Source organism: Pseudomonas caricapapayae, assembly GCF_001400735.1.
Taxonomy (GTDB): domain Bacteria; phylum Pseudomonadota; class Gammaproteobacteria; order Pseudomonadales; family Pseudomonadaceae; genus Aquipseudomonas; species Aquipseudomonas caricapapayae.
In genome coordinates, this window is the sequence record NZ_LJPW01000056.1 from 21,519 (window position 1) to 37,675 (window position 16,157).

General features: G+C 58.7%; 13 protein-coding genes. 3 read left to right on the top strand and 10 right to left on the bottom strand.

The window, feature by feature from the left end; all coding sequences use genetic code 11:
* Positions 1-77: 77 nt before the first annotated feature.
* Positions 78-1,961 carry a SurA N-terminal domain-containing protein gene (locus ALO80_RS08155; RefSeq protein ID WP_054987161.1) on the top strand — a complete coding sequence of 628 codons (1,884 nt, stop codon included), beginning with the start codon at positions 78-80 and terminating at the stop codon, positions 1,959-1,961.
* A gap of 106 nt (positions 1,962-2,067) precedes the next feature.
* Here ALO80_RS08155 and fabI read toward each other — a convergent pair whose 3' ends face one another.
* The 8 genes from fabI to gloB form a co-directional block, all read right to left on the bottom strand.
* The gene (gene fabI, locus ALO80_RS08160) at positions 2,068-2,862 is read right to left on the bottom strand and encodes an enoyl-ACP reductase FabI (protein ID WP_054987162.1); all 795 of its coding nucleotides are present in this window, start codon (positions 2,860-2,862) and stop codon (positions 2,068-2,070) included.
* An 18-nt stretch (positions 2,863-2,880) separates the two neighbouring features.
* Entirely contained in the window at positions 2,881-4,491 is a 1,611-nt protein-coding gene (locus tag ALO80_RS08165; protein WP_055008604.1) for an ABC transporter ATP-binding protein, read from the bottom strand.
* Between the two features lies 1 nt (position 4,492).
* Positions 4,493-5,512 (bottom strand): ABC transporter permease, encoded by a 1,020-nt coding sequence (locus ALO80_RS08170; RefSeq protein WP_002552741.1) that lies wholly within the window; start codon positions 5,510-5,512, stop codon positions 4,493-4,495.
* A gap of 1 nt (position 5,513) precedes the next feature.
* Positions 5,514-6,587 (bottom strand): microcin C ABC transporter permease YejB, encoded by a 1,074-nt coding sequence (locus ALO80_RS08175; RefSeq protein ID WP_054987165.1) that lies wholly within the window; start codon positions 6,585-6,587, stop codon positions 5,514-5,516.
* 1 nt (position 6,588) lies between these two features.
* Entirely contained in the window at positions 6,589-8,445 is a 1,857-nt protein-coding gene (locus ALO80_RS08180; protein ID WP_055008605.1) for an extracellular solute-binding protein, read from the bottom strand.
* Positions 8,442-10,271 (bottom strand): extracellular solute-binding protein, encoded by a 1,830-nt coding sequence (locus ALO80_RS08185; protein ID WP_055008617.1) that lies wholly within the window; start codon positions 10,269-10,271, stop codon positions 8,442-8,444. The genes ALO80_RS08180 and ALO80_RS08185 overlap by 4 nt, the downstream gene beginning before the upstream one ends.
* A 137-nt stretch (positions 10,272-10,408) precedes the next feature.
* Positions 10,409-12,013 carry a LysM peptidoglycan-binding domain-containing protein gene (locus ALO80_RS08190; RefSeq protein WP_054987167.1) on the bottom strand — a complete coding sequence of 535 codons (1,605 nt, stop codon included), beginning with the start codon at positions 12,011-12,013 and terminating at the stop codon, positions 10,409-10,411.
* 99 nt (positions 12,014-12,112) lie between these two features.
* Positions 12,113-12,892, bottom strand: a complete 780-nt coding sequence (gloB, locus tag ALO80_RS08195; protein ID WP_054987168.1) for a hydroxyacylglutathione hydrolase — start codon at positions 12,890-12,892, stop codon at positions 12,113-12,115.
* A gap of 81 nt (positions 12,893-12,973) precedes the next feature.
* Between gloB and ALO80_RS08200 the strand changes: the two genes are divergently transcribed.
* Both ALO80_RS08200 and rnhA read left to right on the top strand, forming a co-directional pair.
* On the top strand, positions 12,974-13,735 hold the full coding sequence (locus tag ALO80_RS08200; protein WP_055008606.1) for a methyltransferase domain-containing protein: 762 nt from the start codon (positions 12,974-12,976) through the stop codon (positions 13,733-13,735).
* 46 nt (positions 13,736-13,781) lie between these two features.
* Positions 13,782-14,234 (top strand): ribonuclease HI, encoded by a 453-nt coding sequence (gene rnhA, locus ALO80_RS08205; protein WP_055008607.1) that lies wholly within the window; start codon positions 13,782-13,784, stop codon positions 14,232-14,234.
* A gap of 88 nt (positions 14,235-14,322) precedes the next feature.
* Here the strand turns inward: rnhA and ALO80_RS08210 are convergent, their stop codons facing one another.
* Together ALO80_RS08210 and epsC are read right to left on the bottom strand one after the other, a co-directional pair.
* Positions 14,323-15,213 carry a VOC family protein gene (locus ALO80_RS08210; RefSeq protein ID WP_055008608.1) on the bottom strand — a complete coding sequence of 297 codons (891 nt, stop codon included), beginning with the start codon at positions 15,211-15,213 and terminating at the stop codon, positions 14,323-14,325.
* 15 nt (positions 15,214-15,228) lie between these two features.
* The gene (gene epsC, locus ALO80_RS08215; RefSeq protein ID WP_055008609.1) at positions 15,229-15,993 is read right to left on the bottom strand and encodes a serine O-acetyltransferase EpsC; all 765 of its coding nucleotides are present in this window, start codon (positions 15,991-15,993) and stop codon (positions 15,229-15,231) included.
* Positions 15,994-16,157 lie beyond the last annotated feature (164 nt).

Sequence of the window (16,157 nt, forward strand, 5' to 3'; positions counted from 1 at the left end):
GGATGCGCCTTTCTTCTATCCGCTTTCTACCCACGCTCCGCGGTTGGTTAGTCAGTACAACCGTTTTGGGGGACGCAATGCTGCAGAACATCAGGGACAATTCACAAGGCTGGATTGCCAAGACAATCATCGGAATCATCATCGCGTTGATGGCTTTCACCGGCATCGAGGCGATGTTTACCGCTACCAGCAACAAGCAGAATGCTGCAGAAGTCAACGGCGAGGACATTTCTCAGAATGAGTTGAGTCAGGCCGTGGACATGCAGCGCCGCCAGTTGGCTCAGCAGCTTGCACAGCAGTTGGGCAAGGATTTCGATCCTGCCATGCTGGATGAAAAGCTGTTGCGTGAGTCGGCTCTCAAAGGCTTGATCGACCGCAAACTGCTGCTCCAGGGCGCGACGGATGCGAAGTTCTCGTTTTCCGACGCGGCACTCGATCAGCAGCTTCTGCAGACGCCCGAGTTTCAGGTCGATGGCAAGTTCAGTGCAGACCGTTTCGATCAGGTCATTCGCCAGCTGGGTTACAGCCGTCTGCAGTTCCGCCAGATGCTTGGGCAGGAAATGCTCATCGGCCAGGTGCGTGCAGGTGTTGCGGGCAGTGCGTTTGTAACCGACGCACAGGTTGACGCTTTCGCTCGTCTGGAAAAGCAGACGCGTGACTTCGCTTCGCTGACGCTGCCTGCCGATACCTCGGCAGTCAAAGTGACCGACGACGAAGTCAAGGCGCATTACGACCAGCATGCCAAGGAGTTCATGAGTCCTGAGCAGGTCGTACTTGATTACATCGAACTGAAGAAGTCGTCTTTCTTCGACAAGGTGCAGGTCAAGGATGAGGACTTGCAGGCGGCTTATCAGAAAGAAATCGCCAACTTGTCCGAACAGCGTCGTGCTGCTCACATCCTGATCGAAGTGAACGACAAGCTGAACGATGAGCAGGCCAAGGCGAAGATTGAAGAAATTCAACAGCGTCTGGCCAAAGGTGAGGATTTTGCGGCACTGGCCAAGGAGTACTCGCAGGACCCTGGTTCTTCCAGCAAGGGCGGTGATCTTGGCTTTGCGGGCAAGGGTGTTTACGACCCTGCTTTCGAAGACGCGTTGTACGCCTTGAACAAGGATCAGGTTTCCCAGCCAGTGCGTACCGACTTCGGCTGGCATCTGATCAAGCTGCTGGGCGTCGAGGCCCCTTCGGTACCGACTTTCGCCAGTCTGAAAGACAAGCTGACCACCGATCTGAAATCGCAGCTGGTTGAACAGAAGTTTGTCGAAGTGACCAAGCAGCTGGAAGACTCTGCATTCGAGTCATCCGACCTGTCCCAGCCGGCACAGGACCTGGGCCTGAAGGTTCAGACCACTGCGCCATTCGGTCGTGAAGGCGGCGAAGGTCTGACAGCCAATCGCGCCGTCATCCAGGCTGCGTTCAGTCCGGAAGTGCTGGAGGAGGGTTCCAACAGCAATACGCTTGAGCTGGATCCTGAGACCGTTGTGGTGGTGCGCTCCAAAGAGCATCTGCAACCGCAACAGCTGCCCCTTGAAAGCGTTGCCGGCTCGATTCGCGCGCAACTTGTCAAAGAGCACGCTACCGCTGCGGTGAAGGCCAAGGGTGAGGCGCTGCTGGCGGGCCTGCGTGATGGCAAGATCCCTCTGGCTGCGAAACAGGACGGACGTGAGTGGAAAGTAATGGAAGCGGTGACTCGCAGTCAGGAGGGTGTTGATCCTCAGGTACTGCAGACGCTATTCCGCATGCCCAAGCCGCATGGCAAGGACAAACCGGAATTCGCCAGCATTACCGCAACCGATGGCAGTTTTGTGATCGTGCGCCTCAATGGCGTGAATCAGGCTGCTGCACCGACTGATGCGGAAAAGGCGCAATACCGTCGCTTCCTCGCGTCGCGTGCGGGTCAGCAGGATTTCGCTGCCTACCGTGCACAGCTGGAAAGCAAAGCGAAGATCGAGAAGTTCTAAGCATTTCGAGACTCGCACAAAAAAGGCCGCTCATTGAGCGGCCTTCTTTTTGAGTGCAGGAAAGTCGTCTGCGGGAAATGCCGCTCAAGGAGCGGCGCTTGCCGTCTTACTCTTCCATGCTGCCCATCGCGGTAGTGTTGAAGCCGCCGTCAACGTACATGATCTCACCGCTGATGCCCGATGCCAGGTCCGAACACAGGAACGCGCCGGCATTGCCGACTTCGTCGATGGTCACGTTGCGGCGCAGAGGCGTCTGCGCTTCGTTGGCGGCCAGCATCTTGCGGAAGTTCTTGATGCCTGACGCTGCCAGGGTGCGGATCGGGCCAGCCGATACCGCATTGACGCGTGTACCTTCCGGGCCGAGGCTGCCGGCCAGGTAACGAACGCCGGCTTCCAGACTGGCCTTGGCCATGCCCATGACGTTGTAGTTAGGCATGGTGCGTTCTGCGCCCAGATAGGACAGGGTCAGCAGGCTGCCATTGCGGCCTTTCATCATTTCACGACCGGCCTTGGCCAGCGCTACGAAGCTGTAGGCGCTGATGTCGTGAGCAATGCGGAAACCTTCACGAGTGGTAGCCTCGGTGAAGTCGCCATCAAGCTGATCGCCCGGCGCAAAGCCGACCGAGTGAACGATCACGTCCAGGCCGTCCCACTTCTTGCTCAGCTCTTCAAAGACCTTGTTGATCTCTTCGTCGCTGGCTACATCGCAAGGGAAGCACAATTCAGGACCTGAGCCCCAGCCTGCGGCGAACTCTTCGACACGGCCCTTGAGCTTGTCGTTCTGGTAGGTGAAAGCAAGCTCTGCACCTTCACGATGCATGGCGGCAGCAATGCCGGATGCGATGGACAGTTTACTGGCGACACCGACGATCAGGACGCGCTTACCGGCGAGAAAACCCATGTGTTGTTCCTCTTCAGGTTAATCGACAGCTACCGGTGCCAAAAAGGCGGCTTCCAGCAGCTGTTGTGTATAAGGATGTTGCGGTGCGGCGAAGATATCCTGCGCTGCACCCTGTTCGACCACTTGGCCTTGCTTGACCACCATCAACTGGTGGCTCAGCGCTTTGACGACAGCCAGGTCATGGCTGATGAACAAATACGTCAGATTGTACTTGGCTTGCAGCGTGCGAAGCAGCTCGACGACCTGACGCTGCACGGTCCGGTCGAGTGCCGACGTCGGCTCGTCCAGCAAAATCAGCGCCGGTTTCAACACCAGCGCACGTGCAATGGCGATCCGCTGTCGTTGCCCCCCGGAGAACTCATGAGGGTAGCGGTGCCGGGTATCCGGATCCAGCCCAACCTCCCTGAGTGCTTCGACGATCGCCGCCTGTTGCTCGGCGGCCGTGCCCATGCCGTGGATTCGCAAGCCTTCGCCAACGATTTCACCCACCGACATGCGTGGGCTCAAACTGCCGAACGGATCCTGGAACACCACCTGCATCTGCCTGCGCAGCGGACGGATCTGCTGTTGCGACAGGGATTCTAGCGCGTTGCCCTTGAACCGTATGGTGCCCTGACTGCCAATCAGTCGAAGAATCGCCAGCCCCAATGTCGATTTGCCCGATCCGCTTTCACCCACAATACCCAGCGTTTGCCCTTGCGGCAGGCTGAAACGTATGCCATCCACCGCCTTGACGTGGTCGACTGTACGTTTGAGCAGGCCTTTTTTGATCGGGAACCAGACTTTCAGGTCCTCGACTTCAAGCAGCGGTGCACCGGCCGGATTGGTCGAGGGGCCGCCGCTGGGTTCTGCACTGAGCAACACTTTGGTGTAGGGGTGTTGCGGTGAACGGAACAATTCTTCACACGATGCCTGTTCGACGATGCAACCGCGCTGCATGACACATACGCGGTTGGCTATTTGCCTCACCACGTTCAGGTCGTGGCTGATAAGCAGCAACGCCATCCCCAGCCGAGCCTGCAATTGCTTGAGCAATTCGAGGATTTTCAGCTGGACCGTAACATCCAGTGCCGTGGTCGGTTCGTCTGCAATCAGCAATTCAGGTTCATTGGCGAGGGCCATCGCAATCATCACGCGCTGGCGCTGCCCGCCTGACAGCTCGTGTGGCAGGGCTTTGAGGCGTTTGTGTGGCTCAGGAATGCCCACCAGCTCAAGAAGCTCCAGCGTGCGCTGTGTGGCGGCCTTGCCGGTCAGGCCCTTGTGCAGTCCCAGTACCTCGTTGATCTGTTTTTCGACCGAGTGCAGCGGGTTCAGCGACGTCATCGGTTCCTGGAAGATCATGGCGATGCGGTTGCCACGGATCGAGCGCAGTTTTTTCTCTTCCACTTTCAGCAGGTCTTCACCGGCGTAGCGAATAGTGCCGCTCGGATGGCTGGCGATAGGGTAGGGCAGCAGGCGCAGGATCGAATGCGCGGTAACTGATTTTCCCGAGCCGCTTTCGCCTACCAGCGCCAGGGTTTCACCCCGACGGATGTCGAAGTTGATGTTCTCGACCACTCGTTGCCGTGAGTCGCCCGTCACGAACTCGACCGCCAGATCGCGGATTTCGATCAGATTGTCATTGCTCATCTTATTTCCTTGGGTCGAAAGCATCGCGGGCGGATTCGCCGATGAACACCAGCAAGCTCAGCATGATGGCCAGTACCGCGAACGCGCTGATGCCCAGCCAGGGTGCCTGCAGGTTGGATTTGCCCTGCGCCACCAGTTCGCCCAGTGAGGGCGACCCTGCGGGCAGGCCAAAGCCCAGGAAGTCGAGCGCCGTCAATGTGCCGATGGCCCCGGTGAGGATGAACGGCATGAAGGTCATGGTCGAGACCATCGCATTGGGCAGGATATGACGGAACATGATTGCGCCGTTTTCCATGCCCAGTGCCCGCGCGGCTCGCACGTATTCAAGATTTCGGCCACGCAGAAATTCTGCGCGCACCACATCCACCAGGTTCATCCAGGAGAACAGCAGCATGATGCCCAGCAGCCACCAGAAGTTGGGCTGCACGAAGCTGGCAAGGATGATCAGCAGGTACAGCACGGGCAGGCCCGACCAGACTTCCAGAAAGCGCTGGCCGAGCAAGTCGACCCAGCCGCCATAAAAGCCCTGCAAAGCACCTGCGATGACGCCGATGATCGAACTGAGGATGGTCAGGGTCAGGGCGAACAGCACGGAAATCCTGAAGCCATAGATCACTCGCGCCAATACATCACGGCCCTGATCGTCGGTACCCAACAGGTTTTCCCGGGACGGTGGCGCAGGGGCAGGCACTTTCAGGTCGTAGTTGATGCTCTGGTAGCTGAACGGGATGGGGGCCCAGAGGGTCCAGCCGTCTTTCGCCGCAAGCAGCTCCTTGATGTACGGGCTCTTGTAGTTGGCTTCCAGCGGGAACTCGCCCCCGAAGGTGGTTTCCGGGTAACGCTCCAGCACGGGGAAATACCAGTGGCCATCGTAGCGTACGGCCAGCGGCTTATCGTTGGCGATCAGTTCGGCACCCAGGCTCAGGCCGAACAGAATCAGGAACAGCCACAACGACCACCAGCCACGCCTGTTGGCTTTGAAGCGTTCGAAGCGACGGCGATTGAGAGGAGACAGCTTCATATCAATGCTTCCTGCTTTCGAAGTCGATGCGCGGGTCTACCAGGGTGTAGGTGATGTCACCGATCAGCTTCACCACCAGCCCCAGCAGAGTGAAGATGAACAAGGTGCCGAACACGACCGGGTAATCGCGGTTGATAGCGGCTTCAAAGCTCATCAGGCCCAGCCCATCCAGCGAAAAGATCACCTCTACCAGTAACGAGCCGGTGAAGAAGATGCCGATGAACGCAGACGGGAAACCGGCAATCACCAGCAACATTGCGTTGCGAAACACATGGCCGTAGAGCACCTTGTGGTTGCTCAGGCCCTTGGCCTTGGCTGTGGTCACGTATTGCTTGCTGATCTCGTCCAGAAAGCTGTTTTTGGTCAGCAGCGTCATGGTGGCGAAGTTGCCGATTACCAGCGCAGTGACTGGTAGTACCAGGTGCCAGAAATAATCGAAGATCTTGCCCGGCGTGCTCAGTTCGTCGTAGTTGTTAGAGGTCAGCCCCCGCAACGGGAACCAGTTGAAATAGCTGCCCCCGGCAAACACCACGATCAGCAGAATCGCAAACAGAAACGCGGGGATGGCATAGCCGACGATGATCGCCGAGCTGGTCCAGACGTCGAACTGGCTGCCGTGGCGCGTGGCCTTGGCGATCCCCAGCGGGATCGACACCAAGTACATGATCAGGGTGCTCCATAAGCCCAGTGAGATGGAGACCGGCATTTTCTCGATGATCAGGTCGATCACTTTGGCATCACGAAAGAAGCTGTCGCCGAAATCCAGCGTGGCGTAGTTCTTGATCATGATCCACAGGCGCTCCGGTGCCGATTTATCGAAACCGTACATGCGTTCGATTTCCTTGATCAGCGCGGGGTCCAGGCCTTGCGCACCACGGTAGTTGGAGCCCGCCACCGACACTTCGGCACCGCCACCGGCAATCCGGCTGGTGGCCCCATCGAAGCCTTCGATCTTGGCGATCATTTGTTCGACCGGGCCACCCGGCGCGGCCTGAATGATGACGAAGTTGATGATCAGGATGCCGAGCAGGGTAGGGATGATCAACAGCAGCCGTCGCAGAATATAAGCCAGCATATTATTGCTCCGCGTTCGCAGGACTGGCCTGATCAGTGGCTGACGGGGTCGCGGTGACCGGACGGACGTCTGGCTTCGCCCACCAGGTCATCAGGCCGATATCGGAAAGCGCCTTGGCTTTCGGGTGATCGATGTGGTTCCAGTAAGCCACCCGCCAGGTTTTGATGTGCCAGTTGGGAACAACATAGAAGCCCCACAGCAGTACGCGGTCCAGCGCTTTGGTATGGGTGACAAGGCTCTCACGGGAGTCGGCGTTGATCAGGCCGGCGACCAGCGAGTCGATAGCCGGGTCCTTGAGCCCCATGAAATTGCGACTGCCCGGATTATCGGCGCTGGATGAATCGAAGTACACGCGCTGCTCGTTGCCGGGAGAGCTGGACTGCGGATAGCCGCTGACAATCATGTCGTAGTCCCGTGAACGCAAACGGTTGATGTATTGCGATACGTCAGCCCGACGAATCACCAGGTCAATGCCCAGGTCGCTCAGGTTGCGTTTGTAAGGCAGCAGGATGCGCTCGAATTCGGTCTGGGCAATCAGAAACTCCAGCTTCACCGGGTTGCCCTGGGCGTCGACCATCTTGTCGTCGACGATCTTCCAGCCCGCTTCCTGTAACAACTGGAAGGCCCTGCGTTGCTGTGGGCGAATCATGCCGCTGCCATCGGTTACCGGCAGCGTAAAGGGTTCGGTGAACACTCGATCCGGAATCTTGCCGCGCAATGGTTCAAGAATTTTGAGTTCTGCGGCAGACGGCAGGCCGCTGGAGGCCATTTCCGAGTTGTCGAAATAACTTTTAGTACGACTGTAGGAGCCGTTGAACAGCTGTTTGTTGGTCCACTCGAAATCCAGTAGCAGTGTCAGTGCTTCACGTACTCTGGCATCTTGAAACACGGGTTTGCGCAGGTTGAAGACAAAACCCTGCATGCCGGTCGGATTGCCGTTGGGCAGCTCCTCCTTGATCAGTCTGCCGTCCCTGACAGCTGGCGTGTCATACGCGGTCGCCCAGTTCTTGGCACTGGTTTCCACCCAATAATCGAATTGCCCGGCCTTGCCAGCTTCCAGTGCAACCGTGTTGTCACGGTAATAGTCGGTGGTCAGCACATCGAAGTTGTAGAAACCCTTGTTGATCGGCAGATCCCTGGCCCAGTAATCCTTGACCCGTTCATAGCGCACCGAACGTCCGGCCTTCACATCGGCCACCTTGTAAGGTCCGCTGCCCAGCGGGAACTCCAGATTGCCCTTGCTGAAATCGCGGTCTGCCCAGAAATGTTTGGGCAGTACGGGCAACTGGCCAAGAATCAGCGGCATTTCGCGGCTGCCCTTGTGCTTGAATTTGAACAGGACGCGCAACGGGTCTTCGACGACAACCTGATCGACGTCAGCGTAATAGCCCTTGTACATGGGCGACCCATGCTCCATCAGCGTCTTGAAGCTGAACTCCACATCTTCGGCACGGATCGGGTGACCGTCGTGAAAGCGTGCTTCCGGGCGCAGGTAGAAACGTACCCAGCTGTTGTCCGGAGCTTTCTCGATTTTGCCGGCAACCAGCCCGTATTCACTGAACGGTTCATCCAGGCTTGCACGGGCCAGGGTGTCGTAGATCAGGCCGATGTCATCTGCCGGCACGCCTTTGTTGATAAACGGGTTGAGGCTGTCAAAGCCGCCGAAGCCGGCCTGACGGAACGTGCCACCCTTGGGAGCGTCCGGGTTCACGTAATCGAAATGCTTGAAATCAGCCGGGTACTTGGGGGCTTCGTCGTACAGCGTCACACCATGCTGAGGCGCTGCCTGTACCGTGCAAGCGAGGCCGGCCAGCAGCAGACCGGCTGCCTGTTGGCGCAGGGAATGCAGAGGGTTCATCGGGGCTTCTCCAGAGTCTTGAGCCACCACGCACGCAGACCCAGGGTATAGGGCGGGGTGGTGACCATGGCGAATCGGTTGCGATAGGCAAGCCGATGATTGTTCAGATACCAGTTGGGAATGCTGTAATGCTGAGCCAGTAGCACGCGGTCGAGGGCTCGTGCAGCCGCCACCTGTTCGTCACGGGTTTGCGCAGCCAGCAGTTTGTTCAGCAGGGCATCGACCACCGGGTTGGCAATACCTGCGTAGTTCTTGCTGCCGTTGATGGCGGCCTGGCTGGAATGGAAGTATTGCCACTGCTCAAGACCCGGGCTCAACGTTTGCTGCAGGGTCATGAGAATCATGTCGAAATCGAACCGGTCAAGGCGCTGTTTATACTGGGCACGGTCAACGGTGCGCAGCCCGGCGTCGATCCCCAGGCGTCGCAGGTCTTCGATGTAGGGTTGCAGGATGCGTTCAAGGTTGGGGTTGACCAGCAGTATCTCGAAACGCAACGGTTGTCTGTCGGCGTTGAGCAAACCCTGGTTCGACAATGTCCAGCCTGCGTCGGCGAGCAGTTTCAGGGCCTTGCGCAAGGTTTCGCGCGGGATGCCACCGCCATCGGTTTTCGAGGGCGTGAACGGCTGGGTGAACAGGCTGGCGGGCAACTGATCACGATAGGGGCTCAAGAGTAGCCATTCTGCTCCGGTTGGCAGTCCCCTGGCGGAAAATTCGCTGTTGGGATAGTAGCTGGTCGACCGCTCATAAGCGTCGCTGAAGAGAGTACGGTTGGTCCATTCAAAATTGAAAAGCAGCCCCAGTGCCTCGCGTACGCGGATATCCGCGAAGGCAGCGCGCCGGGTGTTCATGAACAGACCCTGGGTCTGGGTCGGTATGCGGTGTGGAATCTGTGCCTTGATCACCTGACCATTGGCTACCGCCGGGAAGTTGTAACCGTTGGCCCAGTTCTTGGCCTGATGCTCGATGTAGATATCGAATTCGCCCGCCTTGAAGGCTTCGAACGCCACATCACTATCACGGTAGAACTCGACGTCGACCCGGTCGAAATTATATTTGCCACGGTTGACCGGCAGGTCCTTGCCCCAGTAATCCTTGACTCGTTCGAACACCAGTTGCCGTCCGGGCTGCACGCGCGTGATGCGATAGGGGCCGCTGCCCAGCGGCGGCTCGAAGGTAGTCGCCTTGAAGTCTCTGTCCTTCCAGTAATGCTGGGGCAGCACCGGCAGCTCCCCCAGGCGCAGGATCAGCAGAGGGTTGCCGGAACGCTTGAAGACAAAGCGGATGCGATGGCGATTTAGGATGTCGACGCGCTGCACTTCCTGCAAGGCGGTGCGGTATTGAGGATGACCGTCCTTGAGCAGTGTCCGGTAGGAAAAAGCCACATCGTAGGCGGTGATCGGCTTACCGTCATGGAAGCGCGCCTGTGGGCGCAGATTGAATACCACCCAGCTACGGTCCTCGCTGTATTCGACCGACTGGGCGATCAGCCCGTAACTGGAGGTCGGTTCATCGCCGGAGGGGTCATACTGCCCCGTGCCAACCATCAACGGCTCGTTCAGTTCGTTGACGCCGTACTGCAGGAAATTTCCGGTAGAGACCGGGCTGCTGCCCTTGAATGTGTAGGGGTTGAGCGTGTCGAACGTGCCAAACGCCATCATTCTCAAGGTGCCACCTTTCGGCGCCTCGGGATTGACCCAGTCGAAATGAGTGAAGCTGGCCGGGTACTTGAGAACACCAAACTGCGCGTAGCCATGACTTTCAGTGATGGCTGCGTTGGCGCAGAAGCTCAAGGCCAGGCTGACGGTTAGCAGGAAGGGACGTATCACGATCCAGGCGACTTGGGCTTTCGGGTCGCTAACAGTAACAGCTTGTTCCAGCTGGAAAAAGACTGCAGGTGATGGCGTGGTCAGGACTGTGCTGGCCACCCGCCCCAAGGTTATTGAAGGGCAAGTGGCCGCGGTCATCAGTGCGGCAGGTAAACGGTCAGGGTCTGGCCGGGTTTGAGGGCCTGCCCGCTACGTGGATTCCAGCGCTTGAGATGCTGCATCTCGACGTTGAAGCGCTTGGCGACCAGGTACATGGAGTCGCCTTTCTGGATCTTGTACTGCATGGATTTCTTTTCGCCGTCCTTCGCACTGGCGCTGGCGACCGCCTTGCTGCTGACTTTGCCCGTGGCCTTGCTGTTGTCCTGCATCACCAGTGCCTGCCCAACCTTGAGCTTTTTGCCGGTCAGCTTGTTCCAGCGTTGCAAATCTTCGACATCGACCTTGTTGGCCTGCGCGATGGTGGTCAGGTTGTCGCCGCTTTTGACCTTGTAGGTGCGGGTGCGGGCCGGTTTTTCATTGCTGGCCAGGGCTTCGAACACCGGCTGTGACGTCTGCATTCCCGGCTTGACCGGGATACTCAGCGATTGACCGACTTTCAGCCGGTTGCCCGCCAGCTTGTTGTTGCCCTTGAGCGAGCTGACTGTCACCTGATAGCGGCTAGCCAGGCTTTCGAGCGTGTCGCCCTTGCGGACGCGGTAAGGCTGCCAGGCAACCAGTTCTTCCTGCTTCATGGTAAGCAGGCTGGCCGTCAGCAGTTGCGCCTTGGACGTGGGCACCAGCAGGTGCTGGGGGCCATCGACGGTCAGGCGCTTCTTGTAGGCGGGGTTGAGCTGGATAAGCTCGTCCTCGTCAATGTCGGCAGCGCTGGCGACCTTGGACAGATCGACGCGCTTGTTGAGCTCGACGACTTCGAAATAGGGCTGATTGGCGATCGGGTTGAGGTTGACACCGTAGGCTTCCGGCGACAGCACGACCTGAGACAGCGCCAGCAGCTTGGGCACGTAATCCCGGGTTTCCTGTGGCAGTGGCAGGTTCCAGTAGTCGGTCGGCAGGTTCAGCTTGTCATTGCGTTCGATGGCACGGCTCACCGTGCCTTCCCCAGCATTGTAGGCTGCCAGGGCCAGTAACCAGTCACCGTTGAACATGTCGTGCAGGCGGGTCAGGTAATCCAGTGCGGCAACGGTCGATGCCTGGATATCGCGACGTCCGTCATAAAAGCTGGTCTGACGCAGGTTGAAGTAACGCCCGGTCGACGGGATGAACTGCCACAGGCCTACAGCCTGGCTACGCGAAACGGCCATCGGGTTGTAGGCGCTTTCGATGACCGGAAGCAGGGCCAGCTCCAGCGGCATGTTGCGCTCTTCAAGGCGCTCGACGATGTAGTGCATGTACAGGCTGCCACGCTCGCCAGCGTTTTCCAGGAAGGAAGGGTTGTTGGCGAACCACAGACGCTGTTGATCGATGCGAGGGTTCTGATCGTTGCCTTGTTGCAGTTGAAAGCCCTGACGCATGCGCTCCCAGACATCCTGTGGCGGGGCGAGCGGGGTGGTGGGCTTGTGAGACAGGAAAATCGGTTTTTGCTTGATGCCGGCGGCCAGATTAGGCGCTCGGTGGCTGCTGACGGGATCGACGCTGGCGGTGCTCTGGCAACCGGCCAGAAGCGCACTCGCGGTGACAGCCATGGCCTGAGCCAACCGAGTCAATGCGTCCGAATGTGAAGGCTTGCTGATAGATGACGACATTGTTCGGGGGGTACATCCAGACGAAAATGTCGGGCGATTCTAGGAAGCAGCCTGCCGTCGGTCAACCTTTCAGAATTTTATTGCGGTTTTACGGTCACGTCAGAACTTATCTTTCCATGCCCTCAAGCTGGCAAAGACCGCACTCTGCGAGGTGTTTTGTCCTCCGCTCCGTTCGTCCGCTTTTTCTTTAACAGATGTTTCCCGTGTGCGCAGGAAAGGATTGGTACGCTTCTCCAGCGCCAGATTAGAAGGAAGGCTGATGCGATTTTCACTACGCCAGCGGGTCACTTCCGCGAGGCGCTCGGCAATGTCCAGATTGTCGGGCTCCACGGCCTGGGCGAAGCGCAGGTTGCTCAGGGTGTATTCGTGGGCGCAGTAAATCAGGGTGCTGTCCGGCAGTTCGGCCAGACGGCAGAGGGAGTCATGCATCTGCTGCGGTGTGCCCTCGAAAAGACGTCCACAGCCTGCTGCGAACAGTGTGTCGCCGCTAAACAGCAAGGGACTCGTGGCGTCTTCATGATAGAAGGCGATATGCCCCAGCGTATGACCGGGAACCGCGTGCACTACAAACTCAAGGCCGAGTACGGTCAGCCGGTCATGGTCGGCCAGCGCGATGTCGCGTGCCGGGATGCTCTCCGCTGCGGGACCGAGTACGCGTGCCCGGGTTGCCTGTTTGAGTTCCGCAACACCGCCGACATGATCGTTATGGTGGTGGGTGATCAGGATATCGGTAAGCCGATAGTCGGGATTTTGCGCCAGCCAGCCCATTACCGGCTTTGCGTCACCCGGATCGACCACGGCGCACTGCCGGCTGGAAAGGTCTTGTAACAACCATATGTAGTTGTCATTGAAAGCAGGAAGGGCATGGATCTGTATCATGGCGCAGTTCGCATAGCGGCGGACAATGGTGCATCTTAGAGTCTGTTGCCGCTGTACGCGAGCACCTCTGGAGGAGAACTCATGACCGATGAAGCGTTCGCTCAGGCCGATCCTGAGTGGCTTGCATTGATCCGCGCTGCCCGTGAATGGCTTTCGGGGCCGTTGGGGCAGCTTCTGCTCGAAGAGGAACGGCGTGTTCTCGACGAAGAACTGGGGCGGTATTTCGGCGGTTATCTGGTGCATTACGGCCCCTCGGCGGAAACCCCGCCGGTCGCGCCGCAAGTGCAGCGCAATGTGCGGCTCGGAGCGCCGTTGCCGGGTGTCGAGATCGTTTGCGAGGAGCAGGCCTGGCCACTGAGCGAGCACGCGGCCGATGTCGTGGTGCTGCAACATGGGCTGGATTTCTGTCTGTCGCCCCACGGTCTGCTGCGCGAAGCGGCCAGCAGTGTGCGCCCGGGCGGACACCTGCTGATCATCGGCATCAATCCGTGGAGCACCTGGGGTTTGCGCCACGTATTCGCTCGCGATGCACTGCGCAAGGCGCGCTGTATCTCGTCGTCGCGGGTGGCCGACTGGCTCAACCTGCTGGGCTTCGCGCTGGAGAAACGGCGCTTCGGATGCTATCGTCCGCCCCTTGCTTCAGCGGCATGGCAGTCGCGCCTGGCAGGGCTCGAAAGCCTGGGCGAGGGGCGTCAGAGCCTCGGTGGCGGCTTCTATCTCCTGGTAGCGCGCAAGTTGGTGGTAGGCCTCAGGCCCGTGCGTCAGGTACGCCGCGACCCTATCGGCAAGCTGATCCCCATGCCGATGGCCAAGGTCAGTCGCAATACTCAGGATCATTCCTGAGCGATGCCCTGCTGCGCATGAAGCCCATCATTCTGGAAAGGTCGTAATGAGCGATAGCGTTGAACTCTTCACCGACGGTGCCTGCAAGGGTAATCCTGGCCCCGGCGGATGGGGCGCCTTGCTGGTGTGCAAAGGCGTCGAGAAAGAGCTGTGGGGTGGCGAAGCCAATACCACCAATAACCGGATGGAGCTGACTGGTGCGATTCGCGGGCTTGAAGAGCTCAAGCGTCCCTGCGAAGTGACGCTGGTGACCGACTCTCAGTACGTGATGAAAGGCATTACAGAGTGGATGGCCAACTGGAAGAAGCGCGGCTGGAAAACCGCGGCCAAGGAGCCGGTCAAAAATGCCGATCTTTGGCAATTGCTGGATGAGCAGGTCAGTCGGCACAACGTGAAATGGCAGTGGGTACGTGGCCATATCGGCCATCCCGGCAACGAGCGTGCCGACCAGCTTGCCAACCGCGGCGTTGACGAAGTGCGGGGCATCAAGCGCGGATAACCCCGGCAGGCGTGCACGCGCTGGTGTTTCTTCGGCCGCTGGCACGCTGAATTTACCACCAGTGGCAGGTCGGCACTGAATGTGTCGGTCAAACGCTCTGTACGAAATCCAGGATGACGTTGCCTGCCGCGTGTGGCGCCACAAAGACACGCCCCGGGACTTCGCGATGCGGGACATCGTTGCTTTCCAGGATTGCGCGCAACGCAGTGAGGCTCGTGGTGTGCACTCGAATGGCTATGGCATGGGGGCGTTCGCTTGCGACCTTGGGCAGTTCGATGCCCGGAAATTCCACAGCAGCTTTCGCTGCATCGATAGCGCGTAACAGGCCGCAGCGGGTATCCGCCTCCAGAACAGCACCGTTGTACCTTACGGTATCGCCGTAGATGGCTCGCCAGCGAGGTTCAAGCAGCCTGGGGTCTGCCAGATAAGTGATCGTGAGGATCCCGTCTGCGCCATTTGGGTGGTTTTGCCATTCGCGAACCCAGATCAACTCCGGACGGTGCTGGTGGCAGATGAAGTTGGAGGCGTCGGGAAGTTCCGGATCGATAAACAGCGCCAGTGAAACAACGGCCTCACCGTCTCGGCCGTCGGGAAGTGTCATTTTTCGGCGAAAATCGATACGGCCCTGGCTTTCAAGCCCTGCCCGCGTCATTCGCGCGTGGTCAGCATCGGCATCCTTGCTGTGCAGCGCCACCAGCGAAACGCCTTCCTCGCCTCGGTCCAGGAATTGTCCCAGCTGACGTCCGAAGCAGAAGCCGTTTACCGAGTGTGTGCCAAACTTTGCAGGGTCTTCGACGCCGATCAATTCTATGAAATTGCTGGGGAACATCATCAGCGATGTCACGCTTCCCCACGGGTGGTAACTGACCGGAGAAGGGGCGAAGCCCATTTTCCGGTAGAGCTTCAGGGCTTCGGCGTGATTACGCACAGTGACAAGAGGATGATCGATACCCTGAGGAAATTGCGCGGCTGCTGTCATGATCATGGCTCCTGATCAGCCTTTGGACTTGGTTGTGAAGGTGGCAAGAGAGTCCGGAGCATCGCCGACCACCTTTGCCGGTACACCGGCGACGACCGCTCCTGCGGCAACGGCCTTCAGCACTACCGAGTTGGCTGCCACGATGGCCCTGGCACCCACTTCGATGTTTCCGAGCACAGTGGCTCCGGCGCAAATCAGCGCGCCTCTGCGGATTTTCGGATGGCGATCGCCTGCTTCGCTGAGTGTGCTGCCCAGCGTGACACCGTGCCAGAGACTGACTTCATCTTCGACTACGGCGGTTTCCCCAATGACAAGGCCAATGCCGTGATCGACAAACAGGGATTTTCCAAGGCGCGCCGCCGGGTGGATGTCGATGCTCCAGGTAGTGGCCGCCCAGTTCTGTACAAGTACCGCGCTTTGCACATCGCCCTCCGTCCACAATACATGGGCTATGCGGTACGCCTGAACTGCCTGTATGCCACGAAACGTCAGAAAGGCGGTGAGGTGATCCGGGCAGGCAGGGTTGACTGTCTGTAGATGCTCGATGTCGGCGGCCGCTGCCTGCGCAATGGAGGGGCTGGACTTTATGATCGCCTTGAACCAGTTCTCCAGTGGCACATTGCTCGCTTGAGCCTGCATCTGTCGGGCAAGGTTCGCGGCGAGCGCATCCTCGAACGTCGAGTAGGCCAACAGATGGCTTGTCGCGTAATCGCTGAGTACCGGGTTGCGCTCGGTCAGCTGCCGGGCTTGATCGCGAAGGCGCTGCCAGAGAGGGCACATATCGATCTCCTGTTACCGATGGTTCGAGTATGGGCACGTGGCAGGCGCACCAGCAATAATCGAAAACTCACAACTTCGTTGCCTTATTCGCAACTCAGAGGCTGTACGAGTCTGGCGCAGAATCGTCGAACTTCTTATGTTGTGAAAGCGCCTGCTGACGTTCA

Excerpts from the sequence above, each read along its gene's own strand:
- ALO80_RS08155 (WP_054987161.1), top strand. The coding sequence starts at position 78 with ATGCTGCAGAACATCAGGGACAATTCACAAGGCTGGATTGCCAAGACA.
- fabI (WP_054987162.1), bottom strand. The coding sequence starts at position 2,862 with ATGGGTTTTCTCGCCGGTAAGCGCGTCCTGATCGTCGGTGTCGCCAGT.
- ALO80_RS08165 (WP_055008604.1), bottom strand. The coding sequence starts at position 4,491 with ATGAGCAATGACAATCTGATCGAAATCCGCGATCTGGCGGTCGAGTTC.
- ALO80_RS08170 (WP_002552741.1), bottom strand. The coding sequence starts at position 5,512 with ATGAAGCTGTCTCCTCTCAATCGCCGTCGCTTCGAACGCTTCAAAGCC.
- ALO80_RS08175 (WP_054987165.1), bottom strand. The coding sequence starts at position 6,587 with ATGCTGGCTTATATTCTGCGACGGCTGCTGTTGATCATCCCTACCCTG.
- ALO80_RS08180 (WP_055008605.1), bottom strand. The coding sequence starts at position 8,445 with ATGAACCCTCTGCATTCCCTGCGCCAACAGGCAGCCGGTCTGCTGCTG.
- ALO80_RS08190 (WP_054987167.1), bottom strand. The coding sequence starts at position 12,013 with ATGTCGTCATCTATCAGCAAGCCTTCACATTCGGACGCATTGACTCGG.
- gloB (WP_054987168.1), bottom strand. The coding sequence starts at position 12,892 with ATGATACAGATCCATGCCCTTCCTGCTTTCAATGACAACTACATATGG.
- ALO80_RS08200 (WP_055008606.1), top strand. The coding sequence starts at position 12,974 with ATGACCGATGAAGCGTTCGCTCAGGCCGATCCTGAGTGGCTTGCATTG.
- rnhA (WP_055008607.1), top strand. The coding sequence starts at position 13,782 with ATGAGCGATAGCGTTGAACTCTTCACCGACGGTGCCTGCAAGGGTAAT.
- ALO80_RS08210 (WP_055008608.1), bottom strand. The coding sequence starts at position 15,213 with ATGACAGCAGCCGCGCAATTTCCTCAGGGTATCGATCATCCTCTTGTC.
- epsC (WP_055008609.1), bottom strand. The coding sequence starts at position 15,993 with ATGTGCCCTCTCTGGCAGCGCCTTCGCGATCAAGCCCGGCAGCTGACC.